This window comes from Shinella sp. BE166 (assembly GCF_051201095.1).
GTDB lineage: Bacteria > Pseudomonadota > Alphaproteobacteria > Rhizobiales > Rhizobiaceae > Shinella > Shinella lacus.
Genome location: NZ_JBPEHL010000019.1, coordinates 1 through 24,961, shown reverse-complemented (window position 1 = coordinate 24,961; position 24,961 = coordinate 1). Strand labels below are relative to the sequence as shown.

The following is a 24,961-nucleotide window of genomic DNA, read 5'->3' as shown; positions in this document are numbered from 1 at the left end:
TGTCAGTAGTAGTAATGACGTTGAAGGAAGCATTCTAATAAGTGAGGGGCGGCGTGGATATCTTTAAGCTCGATCGAGCGCTGATCGAACGATATGAATCATTTGCTCGCTCCTTTTCCGAGATCCGCGCGCCGGAAATCCGTGCCCAGGTAGATGCTGCTTACAATGAGCAGCGCTTTTGGCCCGAGCCACTCATTACCATCAATCCGCATTTTGAGGCCGGTCATTCGATTGATCAGCTTGTCGCGCAAGACGTGCTGGATCCGGCTCTCAGTAAGATATTCGCAAACGGTCCGGACCGGACGCCGATCAAGCTTCACCGTCACCAAGAGCGCGCTGTTGTGAAAGCCCGCAATGGTGAGAGCTTCATCGTAACCACCGGCACTGGGTCCGGAAAATCGCTGTGCTTTTTCTTGCCGATCGTCGATGCAGTCGTTCGCGCGCGGCGCGCAGGCGAGGCGCAGCGGACGCGTGCGATCATCATTTATCCCATGAACGCGCTGGCCAACAGTCAGCTTGAGGAGCTGGAAAAGTTCATCGGCGGCTCGGGGGTCAATGAGGAGCTGCGCCCGACCTTCGGTCGCTATACGGGACAGGAGAGCGACGCAGAGCGACAGGCCATCGCCAAGGCCAAGCCCGACATTTTGCTGACGAACTTCATGATGCTCGAGCTGCTCATGACGCGTCAGGATGAGCTCGATCGTGCCGTTATCGCCAATGCATCCGGCCTGGATTTCTTGGTGCTGGATGAACTGCACACCTATCGTGGCCGCCAGGGGGCGGATGTCGCGATGCTGGTGCGTCGCGTGAAGGACCGCCTTGTTAAAGAGCGAAAGCTGCTGTGCATCGGTACGTCAGCTACGATGTCGAGCGCGCAGGACGAGATCGAACGAGCAAGCGCCGTTGCCCGCGTCGGCAAGTTGATTTTTGGGGAAGAACTCAGTTCGGCATCGATCATCGATGAGAATCTCGCCAGGGCAACCAACCCCCGGATCAACAGCACAAGCCTCGGAGCAGCACTCCCGGATGCGGTTCTGGCGCCGATTCCGGAAAGCCTGACGGACGAGGAGCTGCACGGCCATCCGCTTGCCTGCTGGATCGAGACTGAGATTGGGCTTGTCGAGGGCGAAAAACTGCGCCGTCGCCCGCCCATGACCTTGAGCGACGCGAGCTCCAAACTCGCGGCCCAGACACACATTCCTTCAGGAGAATGCAGAGCCGCTCTTTCCGGGATGCTGTCGTTGATGGGACGCCGCGAAGATCTTCGTGGCGGCGTCAGCGACCGGGCATTCCTGGCGTTTAAGCTTCATCGGTTCATTTCTGGCGCTGGGCATGCGTACGCAACGATCGAGCCCGCCACCGATCGGCGTGTCGTTCTGGAAGGACAGGTCTTTCATCCATCCGATCCGAACGCGCGCCTATATCCAGTCTTCTTCTGCCGTGAATGCGGGCAAGAGCATCACAGCGTTCGGATTGAGAATGCGCTCGACGGTATTCGGGTTCTCGCACGACCGATTGACGACCCGGCAAGCGAAGACCCGGAACCAGATGGATCACGGACGGGCTTCCTGGTCCCCGCGACGAATGCCGACTTCTTGTTCGGCGGCGCTGTCGCCGACTATCCAGATGATTGGCAAGAAACGACGCCGGCGGGACAGGAGCGGCTGAAAGCGGGGCATCGCGGCAAGCACGAAGGGCAGCTTCTCCTTGTGAAGCCTGATGGATCGCTCGCCGATGACGGAGTGCCGGCCTGGTTCTTCGCCGGCAAGTATCGCTTTTGCCCCCATTGCCGTCATCAGCCGCCACAACAGGCACGTGACATCAATAAGCTGGCAGGTCTATCGGCCGAAGGGCGAAGTTCTGCGACGACGCTTATCGTCTCGACCATTTTGGCATGGATGGAGGCGGACGGTACTCTTGAGGAGAGCACCCGCAAGCTTCTGGGTTTTACAGATAATCGCCAAGATGCGGCCCTGCAGGCGGGGCATTTCAACGACTTCATTTTCGTCAGTTTGCTCCGTGGCGGTATCTTACGCGCCGTACGTGACGCAGGTGAGAAGGGCCTCACAGATGTTCGGTTCGGGGAGGCGGTTCGCAAGGCGCTTGGCTTCGACCTTGAGGAACCTGACCGTCTGTCCGACTGGATGGCCGATCCGCGTGTAAAGGGATTTCACAATCGCCAGGCGGCCGAGGAAGTGCTGACGTCGATCCTGGCACATCGCGTGTGGGCGGATCTTCGCAAAGGCTGGCGCTTCACAAATCCCAATCTCGAAGAGGCTGGCCTTGTGGAGGTGCGGTTTCCTGGATTGGGCGAACTAGCGGGCGACGATGAAGAGTTCGCCGACAATCCGCGACTGGCGGCCGCCACCCCCCAGTTGCGCGGCAGGCTCTTCAATCTGCTTTTCGACTATATGCGTCGCGGCCTTGCCATCGCGACCGAAGCGCTGGATCGCCAGCGGACATTGCAGGTCGCCGAGACGTCGCGAAATCACCTCCGCGATCCCTGGCTCATCGATCAGAACGAAGAACAGGAACTGCGGCAGGCCGGGTTCTTGATGATCGATCCGCCGAGCAAGGCTGAGATCAGCGCCGCGGAAGATGTGCTTATCGTGCGGGGCGGCTGGCGGACGGCGCTGGGCAAGGCCCTCCGTAACAAGGATCTGTGGGGCGAGCCACTCCCCGTCAAAGAATATGACGATGTTATCGCGACGCTACTGCGTGCAGCCGAAAATCACCAGGTCATCCGCCGGGTGATTACAGGCGGCGAGGCTCCTGCGTGGCGCCTATCATCGACCGCCTTGCGCCTCTTTCCGGCAACCAAGAGGGCCGACGGAAAACGAGAGAATCCCTTTTTCCGGACGCTCTATGAGGAAGTTGCCGAGATGCTCAGGCAGGAGGGCAACTTGCCCTTTGCCTTCGAGGCTCGGGAGCACACGGCTCAGGTCGACCAGAAAGTTCGCGCTTGGCGCGAAGACCGGTTCCGATTCGGGAAGTCGGATATTGAAAGGATCGCCCAGAACCGAGACGAAATGCGTCAGGAAGGCGAGCCAGCCAGCTTCCTTCCAGCGCTGTTCTGCTCGCCAACAATGGAGCTCGGAGTTGATATCAGCGCGCTGAACGCTGTCTATCTCCGGAATGCGCCGCCGACACCGGCGAACTACGTGCAGCGGGCGGGCCGTGCCGGCCGCAGCGGTCAAGCAGCGCTTGTTGTCACCTATTGCGCCGCCCAGTCTCCCCACGACCAGTATTACTTCAATAATCGTCAAGGGCTCGTTGCGGGCGTGGTGAAGCCGCCGGCCCTGGATCTTGCCAATCGCGATCTGCTGCGAAGCCATCTGCACGCAGAATGGTTGGCGGCGGCTGTCGTGCCGCTGAAGCCGTCGATCCCTGAAAACTTGAACATGGCGACGCCGGAGATGGCCGTCTCCGATGAGATCGATGCCGCCTTTGCAAAACTTATAGCGAGTGGGACCGCAAAGCCCACGATGCGGCGCCTTCTTGAGCAAACTGCCAGCGCGGTCGAGCTGGTCGATGCGCCTTGGCTGGCCGACATCGATGCCTTTGTTGATGAGACCAACAGGGAAGCAGCGCAAAATTTCGCTGCCAGCTTCGGCCGATGGCGGGAGCTCTACCGAAGCGCCCGCCGTGAGCAGGAAGAGGCGCATCAAATTCAGCAAAAGACGTCATTTAAGCCGGGCGAGCGGAAGGAGGCGGCGCGCCGTCATTTCCGCGCGACAGAAGAGCTCGACATGCTTGAGCGGGGACAGGCCTCGAACGGCTCGGACTTTTACACATATCGCTATTTGGCGACCGAGGGATTTTTGCCGGGCTACAATTTCCCGCGCCTTCCGCTTTACGCATTCATTCCTGCGACCAAGCGCGCGGCTGTCCTGCAACGGCCGCGCTTCCTCGCGATCTCCGAATTTGGCCCTAACAGCCTGATTTATCATGAAGGGCGCGCCTACCGGGTCGTCCGTGCGAAGCTGCCGGCGCATGGCCGTCTCGATGATGGCAAGCTTGCAACCAACAGCCTCATCTTGTGCGCCGAGTGCGGGGCGGCTCACGCCGATGACAAGCTGGAGCGATGCCATGCCTGCAGCGCGTCACTGGCCGGCGTGGATCGACTCGATAATGTTTATCGGATCGACAATGTCGAAACCGCACCGTCGTCTCGGATCACGGCGAATGATGAAGACCGCCAGAGGCGCGGCTTTGAGATCCAGACCGTCTTCCAATGGCAAATCGAGAAAGGCGTTCCTGATATCCGCACGCTCACCTTGCGCTCGCGAGGAGAGCCGATTCTGCTTCTCGATTACGGCGCGCGCGCAAAGCTATCGCGCATCAACAAGGGACTTCGCCGGCGGAAGAAGTCGATAAACGGCTTCTGCATCGATCCGATGTCGGGCCGATGGGTCAAGGATACGCTCAACGGCGGGGATGACGATGACATTGATGTCACCATCCCCAAGTCGCAGCGGATCGTGCCGATCGTCGAAGATCACAAGAATGCGCTCCTGGTGCGGCTGCTTGGGCATTTCGACGAGCGGCAGATGGCGACCCTTCAGCACGCCCTTCTCAGGGGCATCCAGATCGTTGCCGAGCTCGAGGAAGGGGAGCTCTTGGGTGAGCCTTTGCCCACGCGCGAGAACCGCAAGGCGATCCTACTTTACGAGGCGACCGAAGGTGGAGCTGGGGTTCTGAACCGCCTCGTCTCCGATCCTCGCCGGATGGCGGAGATAGCGCGCCAGGCGCTCGACCTCATGCACTATGATTTCCCGTCGGACGGGGGAAGCCTCGAGGAGCGGTCGGATGCCTGCGTCGCCGGCTGTTATCGCTGCCTGCTCTCATACTTCAACCAGCCAGACCACAATCTGATCGATCGGCGCGATGCGGAGGTCACGACCTTTCTCTGCCAGCTCGCAGAGCCTGAGATCGTGGAGGCTGGACCGGTGGAGGTCGCAAGCGACTGGCTTAGCGCGATACGCCGGTGGGGCTTGCCTGCGCCATCCTCGCGCAAGGTCGGCGGCGCTGTATACGACCTCTATTGGCCAAGCTTCCAAGTGCTCGCGGTATCAGGACGTGTGCCGGACGGACTTGCTTCGGCATGTGCCGACTTGGGGGTGGATGTCGTCGAGCTTCCTGATGTGCCTGGCGAAGCGGCGCCGAGAGAACTGGTTGAGTTGTTGGGGGCGGCATAGTGAAAGCGGTCAGATTTTCGCCGGGGGATCTTGTCGAGGCGCGGGGACGAGAGTGGGTTGTTCTGCCGTCTCCTAACGATGACATCCTCAACGTCCGGCCCTTGTCGGGTTCGGAGGCCGATGCGCAGCGGATTGCGCTTGCGCTTGAAGTCAATCCCGTCAGGCCCGCGCGATTTGCTCCACCAACACCTGAGCGGCGGGACACCCAGGATGGTGCGCGGTTGCTGGCGGATGCGCTCCGTCTGTCGCTTCGCCGCGGCGCAGGCCCGTTCCGGAGCGCCGCGCATCTCGGCGTGGAGCCGCGCGCCTATCAGCTCGTGCCGCTGATGATGGCCTTGAAGCTGCCGGTCGTGCGGCTGCTGATCGCCGACGATGTGGGGATCGGCAAGACGATCGAGGCAGGATTGATCGTCCGCGAGATGCTCGACCGCGGCCTCATTGACCGGTTCTCGGTGCTGTGTCCGCCGCACCTCGTTGAGCAATGGGTGGGCGAACTTGCAGAAAAGTTCGACATCGACGCAGTTGCCGTAACATCGGCCAGGGCTCGCAGCCTGGAGCGCGGTCTCCCCGCTGCGCAAAGCCTGTTCGAGGCCTATCCGCACACCGTCGTCAGCCTCGACTACATCAAGGCCGATAGCCGCCGCGACGAATTCGCAAGGGCCTGCCCGTCCCTCGTGATCGTCGACGAAGCGCACGCCTGCATCGGCGGAGACCGTGGAAGACATCAGCGTTTCGAGCTTCTCGAACGCTTGGCCTCTGATGAAGAGCGCCACATGCTGCTGCTGACGGCAACTCCGCACAGCGGCGACGAAGCTGCATTCGACCGGCTGTTGGGCCTCATTAGCCCGGACTTCGCAGGAGGTCCGAAGGGCGATGAGAATGCCCGTGCTCGATATGCTCGCCGCCTCGCTCAGCATTACGTTCAGCGGCGCCGCCCCGATATTACTGAGACCGGCTGGCACGAGAAACGAACATTCCCCGTCCATCATGTGAAGGACGAGCCCTTCAGCCTCAGCGGCGAATTCGCCGCCTTCCATGATCGCGTTCTCGATTACTGCCTGTCCGTCACGCAGCGGGCCGGTACCGACCAACGCAGCCGGCGGCTTGCTTTCTGGGGAACGCTCGCGCTGATGCGATGCGTCGGCTCCTCGCCGGCGGCCGCGACCAATGCACTTCGCAATCGCTTGTGCGGCGTAGCGGACGAAGAGGCGATGCAGCCCGTCGTCTTTGACGAAGATGAAGGCCTGCTCGACCAAGGCGATGTCGAGCCTGGCACGGCCAGCCCCAGCGCTGAGGAACGCGGTGAACTCGCCAAGCTGATCTCCATGGCAGAGTCACTTGATAGCCGACGCGCCGAGGATCCCAAGGTTGCCCGGCTACTGAAGGTTCTAAAAGGACTGCTTCAGGAAGGAGCGAAGCCGGTCATCTTCTGCCGGTTCATCGCCACGGCTGAGGCGCTGGGGGAAGAGATAAGGCGAGCTTGGCCAAAGGCTGACGTTGCAGTTGTGACTGGACGCCTGCCCCCTGAAGAGCGGCGTGCCCGTGTCGACCAGCTCGATAGCTCGGAGAGCCGAATCCTAGTCGCGACGGACTGCCTCTCTGAGGGCATCAATCTGCAGGCATTGTTCGACGCCGTGGTTCATTACGATCTCAGTTGGAATCCGACGCGTCATCAGCAGCGGGAAGGTCGCGTTGACCGATTTGGTCAGCAGTCGCCGATCGTCCGCTCCGTCACGATCTTTGGCGAGAACAGCGCGATCGACGGGGCGGTGTTGCAGGTCATTCTGCGTAAAGCCGAAGCCATTCGCAAAGCGACCGGTATTTCAGTGCCCATGCCCGAGGACAGCGACGGCGTGACATCGGCCCTCATGCAGGCGCTCATGCTTCGTGCCGGAGGACATCGCGATCAGCTGGCGTTCGATTTCGGTCTTTCAAGCGAACGGCTCGACAGCAAATGGCGCGATGCCGAGGAAAATGCGAAGGCAAGCCGCGCGCGATATGCGCAAGGTGCCCTGAAGCCCGATGAGGTGCTGCCTGAATGGCAGCAGATGCGCGCGCTGAACGGCGGCCCGACTGAAGTAGCCCGCTTCACCGAACGTGCCTTAAAGCGCGTGGGAGCGCCATTGGAGAAGGCGGGGCAGCATCATTTCGTTCATCTCGATGCGATGCCCGAGGCAATTAAGGAGCGACTGGAAGCGCGTGGTCTGCGTGGGACACGAAGAGTTGGCTTCGAGGATGATCCAGCTCCCGGAGTGACGCATCTCGGGCGCGTCCACCCACTTGTCGCAAGCCTGGCCGAGAGTTTGGCGGAGGGGGCGCTTGATCCTGACGGGGCAGCGTTCCGGCCCCTTGGCCGGTGCGGCGCCTGGCGCACGCACGCGGTCACCCAGATGACAACGCTGATTCTGTTGCGGCTTCGCTTCAAGCTCATAACCAGCGGCCGCACAAACCGCCTGCTGTTGGCTGAGGAAGCGACAGGGATCGCGTTTGGGGGAATAGCTCCGGTGTCGGTCCTCGAAGGACAGTCCGCCCTTGAGCTCCTTGAGGCTGAGGCAGCAGGGAATCTCGATGAACTTGCGGCTGCGCGTCAGCTCCAGCGGGCTCATGAACGACTGGCGAGCTATCAGCCTGCGATAGCAGCCTTCGCAGCGGAGCGCGGCACTGCGCTTTCTGCAGACCATCTACGGCTGACGGAAGCCGCACGCGGCGGGGCAACGGTTGAGGTCGTTCCCGTTTTGCCGGCGGACGTCATCGGCCTCTACGTCCTCCTCCCGGAGGGCGAGTGATGGCCCGGCATCTCAAGCGCGCCGCCAGTATTGGGCTCACCGCTGTCGCGATCGAGGGAGGGTTGATCTCTCCCGATCAGGTCGCCGCCATCGCCGCCACCGCTCCAGATCAGAAAGCAGCTGCGGACTATGGCTGCCCCAAAGGGACGAACCTGCGAGACGAGATCACCCGTTACTTCAGGATCGGCCAAGCTCACTGGCAGGCCTATGCCAAATTGCCGGCGCCCAACGAGGCTCAGACCACCGCCTTTGTGAAGAGCCTGCTCGAGGAAGCGTTCGGGTTCGAAGCTCCGCGCGGCCCGAACGTTCACCAGCGGGATGGCCATACGTACCGCATTGCCCTTGAGGCAAAGGGCGGCCGAGTGCCGATCGTGGTGGCGGCGCCCCTGCCGGAAGGGGATGCGTTCACCAAAGCGCTTCCGCAACTGGGCGACGAACATGGCGGAACGATCCCGCGACGTTCTCCAAGCGTGCTGCTTCAGGATTGGCTGAACGCCAACTCCGAGTTCTTATGGGGCCTCGTCTTTGCCGGGGACCGCGTCCGCCTCATGCGGGACAATGCCAGCTTCACCCGGCCCGCCTACATAGAAGCGGACTTGGGCGCGATCTTCCGCGACGAGATGTTTGCGGACTTTACCGCGACGTGGCTGCTGATTCATGCCACGCGCTTTGGCGGCGAGGGTGCCGCCGCGGCCGATTGCGCGCTGGAGCGCTGGCGCGAGGCTGGATTGCGAGCCGGAACCGCGGCACGTGATCGGCTTGGAAAGAGCGTCAAGGAAGCGCTTCTCGCACTTGGCCAGGGGTTCCTGGACGCGAATCCCGATCTCCGCGTGAAGCTCGATGAAAACCATACCACCATGCAAGGCTGGTTCGAGCAGCTCCTGCGTATCGTCTACCGGCTGATTTTCTTGGCGGTCGCGGAGGATCGCGAGCTCCTGCATGGACCCGACGCATCGGAGGCGGCGCGCGACCTCTATGATTCGGCATATGGCTTCAGCCATATGCGAGAGCGGTCGGCGCGACGTTCTTCGCATGATCATCATCATGACGCCTGGGAAGCGGCGAAGATCGTTTTCCGCGGTCTGGAGCGCAGCGAGAAGCTGCTGGGATTGCCAGCGCTTGGAGGGCTTTTCATACGCGGCGCCACGCCCGATCTTGATGATGCGAAGCTGCCCAACCGAGCTTTTTTGCGGGCCATCTTCCACCTGAGTTGGCTGATCGAAGATGGGCGGCGCGTCCGGGTGAATTGGCGCGATATGGCAACGGAGGAACTTGGCTCCGTTTACGAGGGATTGCTTGAGCTCGTTCCGGTCCGCGAGGACCATGGAAGGCGCTTCAGTTTTGCCGACCCTGATGAAGCCAAGGGCAACACGCGCAAGACGTCCGGCAGCTACTATACGCCGGACAGCCTCGTGCAGACGCTGCTCGATTCCACCCTCGATCCTGTGCTTACACGGGCCGAGGCGGAAGGTGGCGCCGACGCAATCCTCAAGCTTTCGGTAATAGATCCAGCCTGCGGCTCAGGCCATTTCCTGCTCGGTGCTGCACGCCGGTTGGCTGCGCGTGTGGCGCAACTGCGCGACAGTGAGGCGCCGGACTACCCGGCGGCGATGCGGGACGTCGTACGCCATTCAATCCACGGCGTGGATCGTAACCCGATGGCGGTGGAGCTTGCGAAGGTCGCGCTTTGGATCGAGGCGCTTGAGCCCGGCAAGCCGCTCACGTTCTTAGATAGTCATATCCGATGTGGTGACAGTCTCGTCGGTGTCTTCGACGTCGCATGTCTTGCGGGCGGCATCCCAGATGCCGCTTACGAGGTGCTTGAGGGTGACGACGTAGAAATGGCAAAGGTCTATGCCCGCCGCAACAAGGAACAGCGGGAGGGCAAGGGCGCGACCGGCCTTTTCGCCGAGTTAAAGCCGCCAGCCGGCCTCATCGGCGCGGCGGAGGCGCTGACGGCTATGCCGGAAGACACACTAGCCGATGTAGCCGCCAAAGAGGCTGCCTTTGCCCGGCTGCACGGCGGGCCCAACTGGCTGAGACTAAAGACCGCCTGTGACACCTACGTCGCCGCGTTTTTCACTCCCAAGATCAGATCGGTTTCGGAGGACTCTAACCTCGCCCGGCCGCTCATGCCGGAGACCGAGCACGTCTGGATGGCAGCGCGTGGGCAACCGCTCAATGGACCGCTCATGGCGGAGGTCGACAGGATCGCCCACTCAGTCGCCGTCTTTCACTGGCCGCTCGAGTTCCCGGCGATTATGGCGCGCGACGGCTTCGATGTGGTGATCGGTAATCCACCGTGGGAACGAATTAAACTGCAGGAAAAGGAGTTTTTCGCCGCCCGCGATCCCGATATTGCGACGGCTAGCAACAAAGCTGAACGCGAAAAGCTCATCAAGGCACTCAAGAATGCTGCGCAGGGCACGGCGCAATCCCGGCTAGCGGCGGACTTCCAGTTCGCGAAACGCACGTCCGAAGCGGCGAGCGTGTTCGTGAGGAAAACAAGTCGGTTTCCGTTGAGCGGCGCCGGCGACGTGAACACCTATGCGTTGTTCGCCGAACTATTTTCCCAACTGGCTCGGGCGGGCGGACGGGCTGGCATAATCGTGCCGACAGGAATCGCTACCGACAGTTCGACAAGCGCATTTTTCCGCGACCTCGTAGCCAACCGAAAACTCTTCAGCCTCCATGATTTCCAAACCGGGCTTGGGTTTTTTGACGATATTGGTCACGCGCGATTCAAGTTTTGCCTGCTGACCGTTGGGCAAGCGAACACGGGTCCGGAGGCGGTCAATTTCAGTTTCTTTTCGCGAACGGATGAGGAGTTTGGTGACAAGCGGCGTCATTTCACACTGACTCCTGCTCAGATACTTGAATTGAACCCAAATACTGGCACATCCCCCATTTGCAGAACGGAGTTTGATGCGGTCCTAACGCGCAAGATCTATCGCGCGGCGCCGATTCTGATACGTGAGCGGCTGGACCACCCGGATGGTGATGAGAATCCGTGGGGCATTACTTTCCAGCGAGTGTTCGATATGTCGTCGGACAGTAAGTTGTTCCGCACCGCGGCGCAGTTAGCTAGCGAGGGATTTAGCCGCGATGGATTGGATTGGCGCAATGGGGATAGTCGAGCCTTTGTGCCGCTCTACGAGGCCAAGATGATCCACCATTTCGATCATCGCTTTGGCTCCTATGCGGGCCTCTCTGAGCGCTCGGGCGAAGGCTCGCTGCCGCCGACGCCTGATTCCATCAAGGACAATCCGAACTACGAAGCTGATCCTTGGTACTGGGTGCCGCAGACCGAGACTGAGTTGCGCGTGGCCCGCGTGCCAGCCCGCCTCAAGCAGTACTTCCGCAAGGAGAATGCAGAAGGCTGCTTAAAGGTGCTGGCGGAATGGGTCTTAGGAACGCTCGATCCAGAGGATTTGCAGCCGAGCAACCTCGCGCGCTCCGCTGACCGCGCGGGCGCGCGTCTGCGAGAGGTGCTTGGGCAACGCGCGCTCGATCGCGGTATCGTCGGCGCCAAATTCGCGACATGGCTGCACAAATCGGCCAACAGCGCGCGTGAGATGAACCGCGAGACCCCCCTTTCTGACGATGATCTCGCCTTTATCAAGGTGGGCCCAGTTGATCCGCTCGCGCTTACCGCCGCCCTGCTCAATCGCAAGCAGCCGCGCTGGCTAATGGGCTGGCGGGATATTTGCCGATCCACTGACGAGCGAACGGTGATTGCGAGTGTGTTTCCGAAGGCGGGTGTAGGGCACAAAGTTCTGATAATGCACCATTCATTAGGAACTAAATCGGCAGTCCCAATTCTTGCAAACCTGATCTCGCTCCCCCTCGATTATGCGGCGCGTCAGAAAGCGGGCGGGACATCGTTCATGTACTACTACATGAAGCAGCTTCCCGTCCTCGCTCCACACCAATTCACCAGGAGTGACTCCGCCTTCATCACGCCGCGTGTGCTCGAACTCACTTATACTTCGCACTCCATGCGGCCGTGGGCCGAAGACCTGGGATGGTCGGGTTCGCCATTCGCCTTCGATGCTGCCCGCCGCGCTGATCTGCGCGCTGAGCTCGATGCTTTCTTCTCGCTGAAGTACGGGCTTTCGCGTGACGAATTGCGTTACGTGCTCGATCCGGCCGACACGCATGGGGCAGATTATCCGTCCGAAACCTTCCGCGGTCTCAAGCGCAACGAGGAGTCCGCCCTGGGCGAGTTCCGCACGCGTCGTCTCGTGCTTGAAGCTTATGACCGGCTGTCCGAATCACACGCGGCCGGCGGCCCGGTCGAGCTTCGGCCGACGCAGCCAATGCCGCTTGAGGGCACACCTCCTGATGACGCGTGGGTTCGGATTACACAATCACACCCTGGTGACACTGGCGCCATCTTGGCTGCGGTTCTTAAAGCAATGGATGGGCCGAAGCCGATCAGCGACGTCCGTCTTGCGGTTGCGTTCGTAGTGGAGCCGCGCCTACTTGCTCCGTTATTGCCGACCGCCAAAGCGGCCGAATGGCGGCGCCTGGTGGGGACGGAAGCCGATCCTCTTGCGGGCAATGTCACAACGTTCGTCGCAAGGAACAACACAGCGTGGGGCGCGGCTGTCCGAAACCACCGCGGCAATGGTCGGCTGATTGAGGATCCCCAGCGTCTGACGTGGGCGTCCGGCCCCGGGTTGGACGCCATCGACACCACAGGATGGCCTGACGGCCGCGCAGTCTTCGTGTGGAGCGCTTTGCGAAACATCAATCTCGACGCAGCGGTGAATTCGCTGCCCGCTGAAGTACAGCAGTGGGTGACCAATGCCGCAGCAGCCTGACCTTCTCGGCCCGCAGCTCCTAACGGTAACGCCCGCTCGAGGGTTGGAGGGGCCGCGGCTGTGGGTTCGGCGCCTTGTGATATGGAAGGAGCCCGGCGGGGAGAAGGTGCGGGACATTGAGCTTCGTCCCGGCCTGAATATCATCTGGTCGCCGGATGGAGCAGATGACGCCGCTTTAGCAGGTCAGACCAATGCGGTGGGTCATGGGAGTGGCAAAACGCTGTTCTGTCGGCTTATCCGCTACTGCCTCGGCGAGGATCGCTTCGCCACCGAGCCCCAGCGCGAGCGGGTCGGCACTGCATTTCTGAATGGCCTTGTCGGCGCTGAGGTCGTGCTTGATGGGACTTGCTGGGCGATCGTTCGCCCGCTCGGCGCACGCCGCAGACACATGGCTGTGCCGGGCGGAAACCTCGAAGAGATCGCCGCCGGCGAGGGCGCTTCAACCGGGATAGAACCGTTCATCAAAGCCGTCGATCAGCGCATTATCACCACCGCGATTGCCCAGTTGGTTCACCCGCAGGCGAATGGACCCATTTGGCCGATCGCGCTCGCCTGGCTGACGCGGGATCAAGAGTGTCGATTTGATGATGTTCTGGATTGGCGATCGCCGACGTCTGATTCCGATTCCCCGGTGCCCGCAAGCGGGCAGGAGAAGGGGCCAAGGCTTGAGGCGCTACGTTCATTTCTGATGGCGATCACGCCTGAGGAGCAAGCCACGCGTGGGGAAGTGAATAGTCTCAGCGAGCAACGCCGAGTCCTGGATCAAGAGATCGGCCATCGCCGGTGGGAAATCGAGCGAACGCAGACGCGGCTCGTTACGGGTCTCGACCTTGAGGATCAGCCGCTCCCCGAGATGCCATTGCTGATTGACGTCATGCGCAGGTCCGCAGGTGCGCGCTTGGCGTCGGCAAGCCGGGTTCCCACTGACGGCGACGCAGAACTCGTCGCGGCGCGAGAGCAACGGGAGGCTGCGAGAAGTGAATGGGCACGTCTCGACGGCGAACGCATCCGGATCGAGGCTCTCATACCTGCGGAGGAACGCGCATTAGCTATGATTCGGGGGGAGCTACCCGGACTTTCCTACTCAAAGCTAGAGGCGGAGAGTCCGATCTGCCCGATTTGTGAAGTCCCTATAGAGCGAGCCTTGGCAGACGGATGCAAGCTCTCGCACAAGATACCTGATGCCGACGCGTGTCGACAGCGTTGGGATCAACATCAGGCGGATCTCGACGCCCAAGCCAAGCTAGTCGAAAGCTTGCGGCAGGCACAGACGCAGATCTTACCGCAGGTTGCTCTGGCCAAGCAGCGCTTCGATCGATCCGTCGATCGCGTCACAAATATCGAGAAGGCCCGCGATGCCCGAGAGTCCACTTGGTACACCGCCCGCAGGCTCCAGGACGATGTCGAGCGCCTCGCCGAACTGTTCGAAACGCAGGAGGAGGGTATCAAGCGTCTCCGCGAACTGGGCACCAAACTTGAGGCTGCGAGAGAGCGGCTGGGCGCGTTTCGTGACAAACAGGCCCGCCTATTTGGACGGATGAGCCAAAAATTCGACCCCATCATTCGACGGTTGGTCGGCCACGATGCAAAGGGGCGGATCACGCTTACCGGCAATGGTCTTGACTTGTCAGTAGATATGGGCGGAGACCGCAGGACAGCCGCGATCGACTCCCTCAAGGTTCTGGCTTTCGACCTCGCTGCAATGTGCGTCAGCATCGAAGGCGCGACACGTGTTCCGTCGTTCCTACTTCACGACAGCCCACGTGAGGCCGACCTTGGCTTGTCAATCTATGGAAGGCTCTTCGATATCGTTCAGGAGCTGGAGCGCGTCGGCGGAAAGCCGCTGTTTCAGTACATCGTAACGACAACAACGGCGCCTCCAACCGAATTCAGAGAACGTCCGTACCTGCAGCTGAAATTGCATGGCGATCCGCCTGCGCAACGCTTGCTCGGGGTGGACTTATGATTAGCACGGAAGGGCGGCTAACAGCGTATCCATTCGTCCTTCTCTCTGAGCTGCGCGATGCCGCGAACGAGCATGGCTACCGAATTGGCCCTGAAGAAGCCGGTGGATGGATCTTTTTCCGATCGGCCAGCGCACCCGGGGAAATTGGACTGGCCGCCGTCGGCTCGAGTGGCCCATTTTTTCTGTCAGTAATGCATCAAGGAGTCGCCAGGACTCTTGATGCTTCACCGGCGTCTCCGTGTGCCAAAGGACATGCCGGTGGGTTCGTGTTTGCCACCCTCGATGATTTGCATGCAGGGGTCACTGCAGCGTATCGCCTTTCCGTCAGTTTGCCGAACTTGCCGCTCGAAAAGTTCCAAAAAGCCGTTGTCGGCCTTGGCGATACGGAAGGTGAGCGTATCCAGCGGTTCAGGATAGGGCAGGACATATTTCGGCAGGCACTCATGGAATACTGGAATGGATGCTGCCCTCTGAGCGGAATTACCAGTCCAGATCTTCTGAGAGCTTCACATATGATGCCTTGGTCACAATGTGAATCGGATGCTCAGAGGCTCGATGTCCATAACGGACTCTTGTTGTCTGCGCTGTGGGACGCAGCGTTCGATTCCGGTTTAGTGACATTCGATACCGGTGGAAAGGTCCTACCTTCTTCTCACCTGGAAGCGGCCGCACGTGCAGAATTAAACGTGGACTCTGTCGGGCGTCTGGCTCTTCGTGATGAGCACCAGCCCTATCTCGATCATCATAGAAGTGCGATCTGGAAGGGATAATGACCCGCTGCTCTGCGAGCTGGCGCTTCGTAACCGGTTAGAGTTCCATAAGGTATCTTATGCGATATGTTATAACATAACGCCAGCATAGTTCGATACGGGACACCGCCGCCGACATAATCGACGGCAATGTGGTCTCAGCACACTATTGTGCAATCGGCATAAATGGAGACTCAGGAAACTGTGCTTGGCCGATCGCGAGGGGCTTCCAAGACGGAATTCATCTCATTGGCGTTCAGGGTGCCACGTGTCGCGATCAGGTAAGCCGCCATATACGCCAGCTTCAGCCTCGATTCCCGATCGCCCCGCGGCCTGTAATTGACGATCGCCAGCCGGCCGGCTTCTTCATCCCGCGCAACGCCTAATAGTCGGTTTGCATAGGCTACGTTCGTAACCTCGCTGGCTGCCCTGCGTTCATCCCACGCACGAACGGCCTCCGCGGTCGCCAGTTGCGCCGCGATATGCCGATCCATCAACTCACCGAGGGAAACCGCAGGTGCCGCCTCACTCTCTTCTTTTTCTCCCGGCTCACACTCCGGCGCTGACGAACTCAAGGCCGTGCTCGGGCGTGGAGAAATGGACCCGGTACCACGGAGCGAACGCGAACTGGATGACGACAACAGTAGCATGGTGGAATGCCTCACCGAACAAGTTGCATTGCGGACGCTAAAACCATTGATTGAGGCTGAAGGCACGATAGGATACGAAGCGAAACGAAATTTGGGCCTATAAGCCATTGGAAAAGAACGGAAAGATTTTTGTCGCACCGCCCAAGGACGGAAGCGATTTCAAGGAACTGTTCAAGCAATTGGCCGCGGCGGGAGCAGGCCGGCCGTTAGGCAGTGACGGGTTTCCGCAAGGCCCATGGACGCCGGAGCTTCTGACAGAGGCGATTTCACAGATCGACTCCAACCGGATCGGGGTCGATTTGCGAACGGTGCAGCTTTGGTTTCAAGAGAACGAGAAGGGGATTAGCCCGTCCAACATTCGTTGGCTGGCGCGGATCTTTGGGTGCGACGATCCGGAAGCGACCAGCGAATGGCAGATGGAGCTCAGCGCGGCGCAATCACGGCTAACCGCCAAGAGGCGAGATTCGAAGAAGGCGGGAAGCAGCACGGCGCTGCGGGTTCCAGATATGCCGCCGCCTGTGACGGTCGATAATCAGACGCAGCCTCCGGCCGATCTGCCACAAGGCATTGATGCCACCCGGCGCAGACAGGGTTTCAGCTTGGCGAATAGATCGGAGGCGCTTTTCAGCCATGGATCCCCCCTGAATTTGCCCGCGTCGATATTCGCGGGTGCCTCCGCCCTTGGGTTTTTGTCGTATATCGTGGGGATCCACAGCGCCACTTATAGCCGGGCGGATGGTGTCGATAAGCAGGTCGGGTTTCTATGGGCGCCGAACTGGACGTTCCTCTTCATGGTGCTCTTGCCGCTATTTTTCGCGTTCGTCATAGAGCTGCTGATCTTCTGGAAACATGACGCGCGCTTTAGGCTGGGAGCGCAGGGCGACCGGTTGGAAAGCGACGATGCCTGGACGCGCAACGTTCAAGCTTATTCGTACACGTACTGGGCGGTTTTCTTGATCTGCGTCTTGTTCGCCGGTCTTTTTCAGTGGATCGGCGTGTGCTTGATCCCGTTGATCAACGGCGGTGGCAACTTTGCGATAGATTGGGGCAAGTTAGCCATTGTGCGCCCTGAAGTCATATCAGTGCCAGTTTCGATTGTTTTCACGGCGCTCGCATATCTCTACATGTGCCTCTGCTTTTATCTTTTTTTCGCGGGCCTCATCCTGCTCCATACGATCGTCCATGATCTTTGGAGAATTGAAGAGGAATCAAAGACACGGCCGGAGGCGGAACATCGGCGCGAGGGCAGCGAAATCGGCCCTAGGGTGATGCGGGGAATTTTCCGGTGCACCGTCCTTGGTGTTCTGGTCGCCATATGCATGAAGGTCCAAAGCTCTTACCTCAGCTCGAACGGAGAAGATATCGTGACCTGGATAATTCGCGATATGTCTTCAGCCCTGTATGAGCATCACGACGGCGGCAATAGGTTCACCTATAGAATGCCAACGCATTACAGCAGCCTCCTTGTCGCCATGTCGACCTGCATCGTTTTTCTGTACGGTTCCATCCGCTTGGGTGTCGGAATGCAGTTTCGCGTGCCTTTGTGGAAGATGTCAGCCGTCGTAGGGTTGCTCTTTGCCAGCTACTTGCTGATCGATGCCTTCGAGGGCTTTTCTATCCTCCTGGGCGTTGGAGTGCTGCTCGCGACATACGGTCTCTTTGATCCAGAGTTTGGGCGATGGCGAGCAAGCGAGTTAGGAAGCAACCAGAGTGTATCATAATTGGCTTGATCGTTGGGACGAGCGGCGGGCGCGGCGCGGTGAGGAAGCGAAGAAAGTAGCGGGTTTCATCCTCGACGCCCGCCTGGCCTTTCCGGGCGCGAAGAGGATAGAAACTATCGACGAGTTTTGTGTCCTTGCGGACCAGGCCCTGTCTGATTCAAGCTTTTACGATGAGCCGAGCGGCAGCGGTCAGGGCTTTGAAAGGCACGATGAGTGGCTCAGATTTCCATCGGACATTTCTACTGACGTCGAAGAGAACAACGTCGCTTGGGCAAAAATCACTGAGAGCGGCTCGCTCGAGCAGGCATTGGTGATTTTTCATCACTGGAATGCCAGCGCCCGAAATCGTCAGATTGCCAAGTTTTTCTCGCAGCGCGGCATCACGGTTGTCGAGATTGCTATGCCTTATCACTTCGAACGCAGCCGTCCCGGCTCGCTGTACGCCGATTATATGCTTAGTTCGAATCTCGGCCGAACGATCCAATCTGTAAGGCAGGCCGTATGGGATGGGCGAAAGCTCATCCGTTGGCTGAAGAGCGAAGGCTATCGAGAGGTCTCGGTTCTCGGCATGAGCCTTGGCTCCTGGGTTGCGGGATTGATCGCTGCGCACGATCCGGCCGTATCGAAGGCCTCGTTATTTTTGACGGCGGGTAGTCTCGCTGACATGGTTTGGACGGGGCGCGCGACCCGATCGATACGTGATAGCCTTGAGCCTGTAATTGAGCTCACCGAACTCCGAAGGGCATGGGGTCCGCTCAACTTGGAGAATTACGCGCATAATCTGGCACGGTCCGATCTCGAACTTCACGTCGTATTGGCTACGAGGGACAAGGTGGTATTGCCCGACCTATCGAGACGCCACATTCAGAAGCTGAAGGACGCCGGAGCCAGGCCGAATGTTTTGGAATTGAACTGCGGTCACTATTCGCTCGCCATGCCGCCTTACATTTTACTGGCGGGTTTGAGCTTGAAGCGGTTTCTATCGTGTGGGGACAAATCGGCCCGGCGAATATCAAGTTGGCGTCGGCCGCTGTCAAAGTGACACCCAGGAAAGATCGAGAGCCGCCTAGTGAGGCGGCTCAACGCTGATCAGCGCGTCGAATGCGGCCTCTTCCCGCTGGTGCTGCGCGACGGCGCGCTCCAGCTCGACCGCGATCTGCTGACGCTCGCCGGTGTCGACGGATGCCGCCAACTCGGCCCGCAATTCCTGAATTTCGTCGTAAGTAGTCATCGTCAGCTCCTCTGATTGAAAACAGAGGCTGCCCCCCGAGCTGATGGGCTTGGGTCAATGACCGCCAAGCGGCCCGGAGGGCAGATGGGGGAGCCGATTTTGTCGCTCGCGGGAAAATTGGGGGAACCGTCTGTCATTGAGGCAAGCCCATTAGCTCGGTAGGATCGTCCTATGTTGAGAAAGAGAAACTAACCTTTCCGTATCGCACCGAAACAACGGCCGAAGGCCGCATATATTCACCGCCCTCTCTCCCCCACAAGCACCAAACCGGTCTCCCCATGCTTCGGCCGATGGCCTGCAGCACCGGACGGCTGCGCCGACACGGCCCTGCGGGTGGGGGATCCCCCTCCGGTTTAGTGCTTGTCCCCCTCTCTTCCGCTGCTCCGCGCGAGCTCGGGAGCAGGAGCGGGGCTCCTGCCCTCCCTTCGATTTTTGAGGTCCGGTAGTTAGCGCGGAACCTGGGATTGAGGGTGCGATGACAGAGGATTTAGGGATGGAAGCCGCGGTGTCGTTGGACGCGATGATAGAGCGGCATATAGCGGCGCTATCGGCGACTTCTGAAGCGGTGCGCGAATGGGATGAACGCCGCGCGGCTGGCGATGTGACCAACGTGGTCTACGCAAACGCTCTGCTCGAGGTGACGAAAGAGGAAGAGGCCGCCAGGCTAAGTATCGTGAACCACCGGCCGTGCAACGATCAGCAAGGATGGCAAAAGTTGACCTACTTGGCCGCGTATTTGTTCGCCACGCGAGGCTCGCTCAAGCCGGAAGAAATGGATGCCGTCTTGAGCACGACCGAGCCTGTGGAGTAGGCCTCTGCCCTGGCCTGGCAATGTGCTGGCTCGAGCGTAAAGGGCATAAGAATAAAGCCGCCTTGTTGGGCGGCTTCTTTCTTAGTTGATGGTGGCGATCCACTCGCCGGATGCTGACTTTGCGAAGCCGACGATTCGATCAATAGGCCGCGCTTCGGGTCCCATCTTGACTGAGGTCATGCAAGCGACACCTGGCCCTGCCCCGGCCTTGTCACATTGGCCGAGTGCCAGAGAGATTTCCGGCAGATTATTCCGATCCCAAACGAGAGGAGACGCCGCATGTGCTTTGCGGTAGGCGGCCAATGCTTCGGCTTCTGTCGGCGCTTCAACAGTCGGAATAGGGCAAAGCGATGGATCAGCGGAGATAGCCGCAACCAGTTCTGCTTTCGAGATGGCCTGAGCTTCAACTTTCGGCTCGGAGGTTGCAATGTAGGTGCCGCCGGCGCCAGCCGCTATACCGAGGGTGGCTGCGATCGCGATTATGGCGTTCTGGTGCATGGATTCTTCCTCTTAGGCAAGGCTAGGTGCGTAGATTGAACCAGAAGCGCTCTTTGACGCCCTTGTCGTTGGGAATGTCGAAGAACCAGGGACTTGCGCGCCGCGGACGGGGGGACGTTACCTGCACCTTGCAGCCGTTGTAGCGATCGTCGCGATTCCCGAAATGATCGCTGTTGCCGCTGATGGACCTTACGGTCACGCCGTTACGCCGATTGGCGTCCTCGTCACCATAGAGGCGGTTGTACTCCCCGCGGTTCTCGCATCTGTCCACGACCCGGACGCATTGGTCCTCCTCGTTGCGGCGGCGCAAGCCGTTGTCGGTCCCATCATTGCTAGAGGTGGGGCGCGCCCCTGCAGGGCAGTCCTCGAACTCTTGCCGGCCTGGCTCGCCGGCCCTCGCCTCGTGGCAAATGGGCCAATCAAATCCGGGCTTTGACATTGCGGCTATCAGCCTCTTCATCGGGGGCACGCAATAGGGAACGCCCTGCCAGGACGGATTTTGCGAGGCGGCGCAAAGGAGAACCTGGCAGCCCCAGGAAGCATCTTCTGCCTTTGCTCCTGTGGGGGCGAAGGTAAGCGCAGCAAGACCGGCTGCAGCAGAAAGCAGGTGTTTCATGTCAGTTGGCCCTGATGATGGTTGCGGCTGGAGACGCGTGGTCGACGAATAGCTTGTCGAGCGGTGTGGCGTGGTGCACTCGACCGCCTGCTGCGTAGATGATGGCGGCAACGAGCGCGAAGGCTGAAAACCAGAGAACCCCGATTCGAAAAAGCATCGGCTGGTTGGGAATGTCCCGGCAAAGCGGTGGAAAGGCGAATAGGCCGACGAGAAAGCTGTCCAGCGCCAGATGACGTTGATCGAGAAAGAGGATCGAAACGATCAGGAGCGCCAGGGCGAACGGACCGTGCACCCACCAGATTCGTTCCGAAACGACGATGAGCGCAAACGATAAGGGAATGGCGAGCATTAAGCTCGCCAGCGGATCGGTTGCGAATGAGCTCGCAATATGTGCGAAGTCGGGCAACTATCGGTCTGTCCTCTTGGGCTTTTTCCGCGCTTCGATGAAGGGCGGCGATATTTCTCTTTCCCGTTCGACAAGCAGGTTGAAATCAGCGATCGGCTGGCGGTCTGGCGTCTTGTCGACGGCCTTGCGACGCCACTCGTTCATGTCCAGCACGTAAGTGGCCCACATGCCATAGCGGGCCGCTATCGCATGCTGCTGATAGACCAGGTATTGGCTGTTGTATGAATAGGGCGACGCGACACGCGCCCATCCGACACGAAGCATCTCGACCGCAATATCGCGGCCGGCTGACGTGCAGCGGGCCTGGGGGATACCGTCATTGCCATACGCTATGACGGTACATTCGACCGGTCTGCTACCTATGGTCCTCTTGAGCCAAGCCTTCGCAAGTGGGCCGCACGGAACGGGTGGAGGCGCCTTTTGCCGCTCGCGATCCACCCACTTGGGATCAATCGCCCACTGTGGAAGCTCGCACGCATCAATCTCGACGAGGCGAACGCGCTGCGCATATTGCGGGTACCACAGGGTGCGGCCGTCCATGACGGTGACTCGGCCATTGTAGACCGCATTCTGATAGATCGGAGCTTCGCTCAATCTCTGCGGTGGCCGAGCCGCCGCGGCCGGAGTCTTGATGAGATCCGCGGCTGTCGCTGCGTGGGAGATCAAAGCGAGCGCGGCGGCTGCAAGTAGGTATCGCTTCATTGATCTGCCTTCTTGGTTCGCGCATTCACCTCGCGGCTCAAGAGGATGGCCGGATGCTGGACGTCTACGAACTGCCAGAGGCCGGCACCCTTATCGCGCGCAAGTTTCTCAGCCACGGCATAGGGGACGTGATAGGGCATGCCCTCACCGTTGAGGGCCGCGAAGGCGTATCCGCTCGTGATCAGGACGTTTGCCAGATCAAGCCGCTCCTTCCCAACTGCGGCGTAGCAGACGACGTAAGCGATTCCGTCTTTGTTCACCACCGGGGCGCAAACGGGTTTGGTGTCTTTGATATAGGCCGCTAGCACGGCAAGGGACGCCCCACCGCAGTCGCGTTTCTGCCCGTGCTTGTCCGTATAGGCAGTGCCGCGCAAACAGGATTGGACGCCATAGAGGCGGAATCTTTCACCGTTGGAAACCCACGTGTCGCCAGTTTCCAGGGTGACGCCAGGAAGAAGATCGAAATAGCCTGCCGGTGCTGGGGATACGGATGTCGGCAAGAGAGCCAACAGAAGGGAAAGAGCCCTTCTCATTGACCCTTCACCCTCGGATCGGCCCACATTCCGAATGACCCCTTCTGGCCGATCTCCTCAGCTTTGGAGAGATCCGGACGAACGGGAGTCCCATCTGGTTTTTTTGCGAGGCGGAGCGCGCCGAGCGACAAAAGCTGCTCCTCGAACATATCGACGGAGTCGAGGCTACCGGGGAAATTATAGTAGCCGTAGCAGGTGACGTTCTGGACGGGCGAACCTTGCTCGCTCACGAAGGCACGGCAAAACACGACCTTCGGGTTTTGTAACAGGATTTGAAGCTGTTGCTGCGCATAATCGGTGCAGCTCCCGGCGAAGTCTTCACTGCGATTGACCATTTCGCCCTTGCATGGCTCCAGGCCAAAAAGGTGCAGTGTTGTCTTGTCATCCACGCGGAAGTCGGTCGGTGAAACGGCCTTAAATCCGGCCGTTGTTGCATAGCCCTTCCGATCGGCGACCTTCCCGCTTCCGTCGTAATATTCGAGCACGAGAACCGTCTTGCCCGGCGCTGCGAGCGATTTGATGTAATCCTCGTTAATGCCCGAGACGGACAAAGCAGGCGTCACGATTGCGCAACTTGCGAGTGCGGCGATTTTGGTCCGTTTCATTTTCTAGCCCTTACCCATATTGCTTCAACTCGTCCCCTGCATAGGGGGTTTAAGTCTGCCTCGAAAAGTTGTATTGCTGAACCAAATCGATGCGACAACTTCACCAGCTTAGTTGGTTTTCGTTTCGATCACAACACCGCAAGTTAGGCGCGCGGCAATGGAAAAAAGGGCTAGATTTTCAAGCGTTGTGGGCTGGGCCGCTTTGACGGGAAGCGCCCTTTTGTGCACGAGTTGGGTTCAGATTTCTTACGCCCAAGATGGGCAGAGTTGCAGATATCATAACAAAAATAGACACTTGGACGATCGAGCGCAAGGCGGAGCTTGCAACGAACTTCGATGAGCGCTGGCGCGGCTCAGAGAAGGAGTTCGTGCTAGGCGCTGATGGCGTTGTGAAGCAGGAAAGTGCGGTTCGGAACAAAGCTGACAAAAGCCCCAATGATTTTGGGGGTCTGCATCATATTGATGCAGATTTGAGCAATTTCGCTCCCTCCAATGACGTGCCGAACAGGGTTGATGAACCGCAAGTTCCCACGGGCTTGATACAGCACATTGGTGCAGTTCGGCAGATCGATGACGACACCAAAGACGTGTATGAATGTGGTCCGTCTCCGCTCAGCCCGGAAGAGGTTAAGTCTCTGGTTGTACAGACGGCGCGCAAATATCACGTCGATGAAGTCTTCGCGACGGCCATCGCCTGGGCGGAGAGCGGCTTTGACCAAAGCCGCAATTCCTCAAAGGGCGCGCGCGGACCGATGCAGCTCATGCCTGCGACGGCTGCGCGGTTCGGAGTTACGGACATCTGTGATCCCGCTGAGAATATCGAGGGCGGGATGAAGTACCTGCGCTTTCTGCTTGATGAGTTTCAGAACCCGCTCCTGGTCGCGGCTGCCTACAACAGCGGCGAACAGCGGATCTACCAACACGGCGGCATCCCGCCGTTCCAGGAAACAGTCGGATACGTCGCCAAGGTGGTGAACTACCAACTCGGGCTGCCAATGCCGTCGGCAAAAGGCAAGGCGAGGCCGGCCGCCGCTCCGCAGGCGGTCTCGGATGCGAGTGACAGCGGCGACACCGGTGTCATCGCCGTGAAGAAGACCGGCAAGTTTGTCGGCGGTGTCATGCACTTTTGAAGGAGAGAAACATGCAAATTGAAATGCAAACGAGGAAGTCTCAGGCGTTGAAGCTCGCAGCCACGCTCGGCATCGTGGCGGCTTTCCAGGTCGCGGGCGCTGATGTTGCTCTCGCGCAGAGTGCAGGCGGCGCCTTCGGGCCGCTGCAGACGGCGGTACAGATGATCGTCGATTTCATCACCGGCCCGTTCGGTCGCCTGCTCGCGATCATTGCCGTTATCGGCCTTGGGTTTCTGGCATTCGCCGGACGCCTATCGTGGTTCACGGCCGGCGCGGTCGTGATGGGCATCGGTCTGGTGTTTGGCGCACCGGCGATCGTCGACGAGATGATCTCAGCGGTCGGTCAGTGACCAATGAGTGAGTTTCAGGACGAAAAACCAGCTCTGACGCCGTTGGTGATCGGGTTAACCCGGTCCCCAACACTTTGGGGCGTCCCCTACATGGCGGTGGTGCTGATCGTCGGCGTCACCATTATCGGCTGGCTCGCAACGAACGACCTCCTGGCATTGCTCATAGCCCCGGTCGCTTACGTT

Annotated in this window: 18 protein-coding genes and 1 pseudogene; 11 read left to right on the top strand and 8 right to left on the bottom strand. The window is 59.8% G+C overall.

All coding sequences use genetic code 11. From position 1 onward, the window contains the following. Positions 1 to 53 precede the first annotated feature (53 nt). From J2Y63_RS30050 to J2Y63_RS30030, 5 genes are all read left to right on the top strand, one after another. On the top strand, positions 54 to 5,198 hold the full coding sequence (locus tag J2Y63_RS30050; RefSeq protein ID WP_435269032.1) for a DEAD/DEAH box helicase: 5,145 nt from the start codon (positions 54 to 56) through the stop codon (positions 5,196 to 5,198). Further along, positions 5,198 to 7,984, top strand: coding sequence for a DEAD/DEAH box helicase (locus J2Y63_RS30045; RefSeq protein WP_435269031.1), 2,787 nt, complete (start codon positions 5,198 to 5,200; stop codon positions 7,982 to 7,984). Before J2Y63_RS30050 ends, J2Y63_RS30045 begins: the two co-directional genes overlap by 1 nt. Further along, positions 7,984 to 12,810 carry an Eco57I restriction-modification methylase domain-containing protein gene (locus tag J2Y63_RS30040; protein ID WP_435269030.1) on the top strand — a complete coding sequence of 1,609 codons (4,827 nt, stop codon included), beginning with the start codon at positions 7,984 to 7,986 and terminating at the stop codon, positions 12,808 to 12,810. Before J2Y63_RS30045 ends, J2Y63_RS30040 begins: the two co-directional genes overlap by 1 nt. A 106-nt stretch (positions 12,811 to 12,916) precedes the next feature. Next, a complete protein-coding gene (locus J2Y63_RS30035) occupies positions 12,917 to 14,776 on the top strand; it encodes a chromosome segregation protein SMC (RefSeq protein ID WP_435269029.1) in 1,860 nt (619 codons plus the stop codon). After that, positions 14,773 to 15,546, top strand: a complete 774-nt coding sequence (locus tag J2Y63_RS30030) for an HNH endonuclease (protein WP_435269028.1) — start codon at positions 14,773 to 14,775, stop codon at positions 15,544 to 15,546. The genes J2Y63_RS30035 and J2Y63_RS30030 overlap by 4 nt, the downstream gene beginning before the upstream one ends. A 173-nt stretch (positions 15,547 to 15,719) precedes the next feature. Here the strand turns inward: J2Y63_RS30030 and J2Y63_RS30025 are convergent, their stop codons facing one another. Then, positions 15,720 to 16,019, bottom strand: a complete 300-nt coding sequence (locus J2Y63_RS30025; protein ID WP_435269027.1) for a hypothetical protein — start codon at positions 16,017 to 16,019, stop codon at positions 15,720 to 15,722. 263 nt (positions 16,020 to 16,282) lie between these two features. Between J2Y63_RS30025 and J2Y63_RS30020 the strand changes: the two genes are divergently transcribed. Both J2Y63_RS30020 and J2Y63_RS30015 read left to right on the top strand, forming a co-directional pair. Further along, positions 16,283 to 17,896 carry an RcgA family putative transporter gene (locus tag J2Y63_RS30020; RefSeq protein ID WP_435269026.1) on the top strand — a complete coding sequence of 538 codons (1,614 nt, stop codon included), beginning with the start codon at positions 16,283 to 16,285 and terminating at the stop codon, positions 17,894 to 17,896. After that, the gene (locus tag J2Y63_RS30015; RefSeq protein WP_435269025.1) at positions 17,886 to 18,938 is read left to right on the top strand and encodes an RcgR family putative quorum lactone hydrolase; all 1,053 of its coding nucleotides are present in this window, start codon (positions 17,886 to 17,888) and stop codon (positions 18,936 to 18,938) included. Before J2Y63_RS30020 ends, J2Y63_RS30015 begins: the two co-directional genes overlap by 11 nt. Before the next feature lie 24 nt (positions 18,939 to 18,962). Here the strand turns inward: J2Y63_RS30015 and J2Y63_RS30010 are convergent, their stop codons facing one another. Next, entirely contained in the window at positions 18,963 to 19,127 is a 165-nt protein-coding gene (locus J2Y63_RS30010) for a hypothetical protein (RefSeq protein ID WP_435269024.1), read from the bottom strand. Positions 19,128 to 19,602: 475 nt separating this feature from the next. Between J2Y63_RS30010 and J2Y63_RS30005 the strand changes: the two genes are divergently transcribed. Continuing rightward, positions 19,603 to 19,938, top strand: coding sequence for a hypothetical protein (locus tag J2Y63_RS30005; protein WP_435269023.1), 336 nt, complete (start codon positions 19,603 to 19,605; stop codon positions 19,936 to 19,938). 81 nt (positions 19,939 to 20,019) lie between these two features. Here the strand turns inward: J2Y63_RS30005 and J2Y63_RS30000 are convergent, their stop codons facing one another. Genes J2Y63_RS30000 through J2Y63_RS29975 form a run of 6 tightly spaced genes read right to left on the bottom strand, consistent with a single transcriptional unit; the run spans position 20,020 to position 23,298 of the window. After that, positions 20,020 to 20,436 (bottom strand): hypothetical protein, encoded by a 417-nt coding sequence (locus tag J2Y63_RS30000; RefSeq protein WP_435269022.1) that lies wholly within the window; start codon positions 20,434 to 20,436, stop codon positions 20,020 to 20,022. A gap of 22 nt (positions 20,437 to 20,458) precedes the next feature. Beyond that, positions 20,459 to 21,052, bottom strand: coding sequence for a hypothetical protein (locus J2Y63_RS29995; protein ID WP_435269021.1), 594 nt, complete (start codon positions 21,050 to 21,052; stop codon positions 20,459 to 20,461). 1 nt (position 21,053) lies between these two features. Next, on the bottom strand, positions 21,054 to 21,458 hold the full coding sequence (locus J2Y63_RS29990; RefSeq protein WP_435269020.1) for a hypothetical protein: 405 nt from the start codon (positions 21,456 to 21,458) through the stop codon (positions 21,054 to 21,056). Continuing rightward, positions 21,459 to 22,160 carry a thermonuclease family protein gene (locus J2Y63_RS29985; protein WP_435269019.1) on the bottom strand — a complete coding sequence of 234 codons (702 nt, stop codon included), beginning with the start codon at positions 22,158 to 22,160 and terminating at the stop codon, positions 21,459 to 21,461. Continuing rightward, entirely contained in the window at positions 22,157 to 22,693 is a 537-nt protein-coding gene (locus J2Y63_RS29980; RefSeq protein WP_435269018.1) for a thermonuclease family protein, read from the bottom strand. Before J2Y63_RS29980 ends, J2Y63_RS29985 begins: the two co-directional genes overlap by 4 nt. Beyond that, the gene (locus J2Y63_RS29975; protein WP_435269017.1) at positions 22,690 to 23,298 is read right to left on the bottom strand and encodes a hypothetical protein; all 609 of its coding nucleotides are present in this window, start codon (positions 23,296 to 23,298) and stop codon (positions 22,690 to 22,692) included. Before J2Y63_RS29975 ends, J2Y63_RS29980 begins: the two co-directional genes overlap by 4 nt. 220 nt (positions 23,299 to 23,518) lie before the next feature. On the opposite strand from J2Y63_RS29975, the pseudogene J2Y63_RS29970 reads away from it, so the two are divergent. The 3 genes and pseudogenes from J2Y63_RS29970 to J2Y63_RS29960 all read left to right on the top strand — a co-directional run. Then, positions 23,519 to 24,428 (top strand): annotated as a pseudogene (locus J2Y63_RS29970) (lytic transglycosylase domain-containing protein). A gap of 11 nt (positions 24,429 to 24,439) precedes the next feature. Continuing rightward, entirely contained in the window at positions 24,440 to 24,778 is a 339-nt protein-coding gene (locus J2Y63_RS29965; RefSeq protein ID WP_435269016.1) for a TrbC/VirB2 family protein, read from the top strand. Between the two features lie 3 nt (positions 24,779 to 24,781). Continuing rightward, the coding region (locus tag J2Y63_RS29960; protein WP_435269015.1) for a VirB3 family type IV secretion system protein at positions 24,782 to 24,961 on the top strand (180 nt) is incomplete at its 3' end.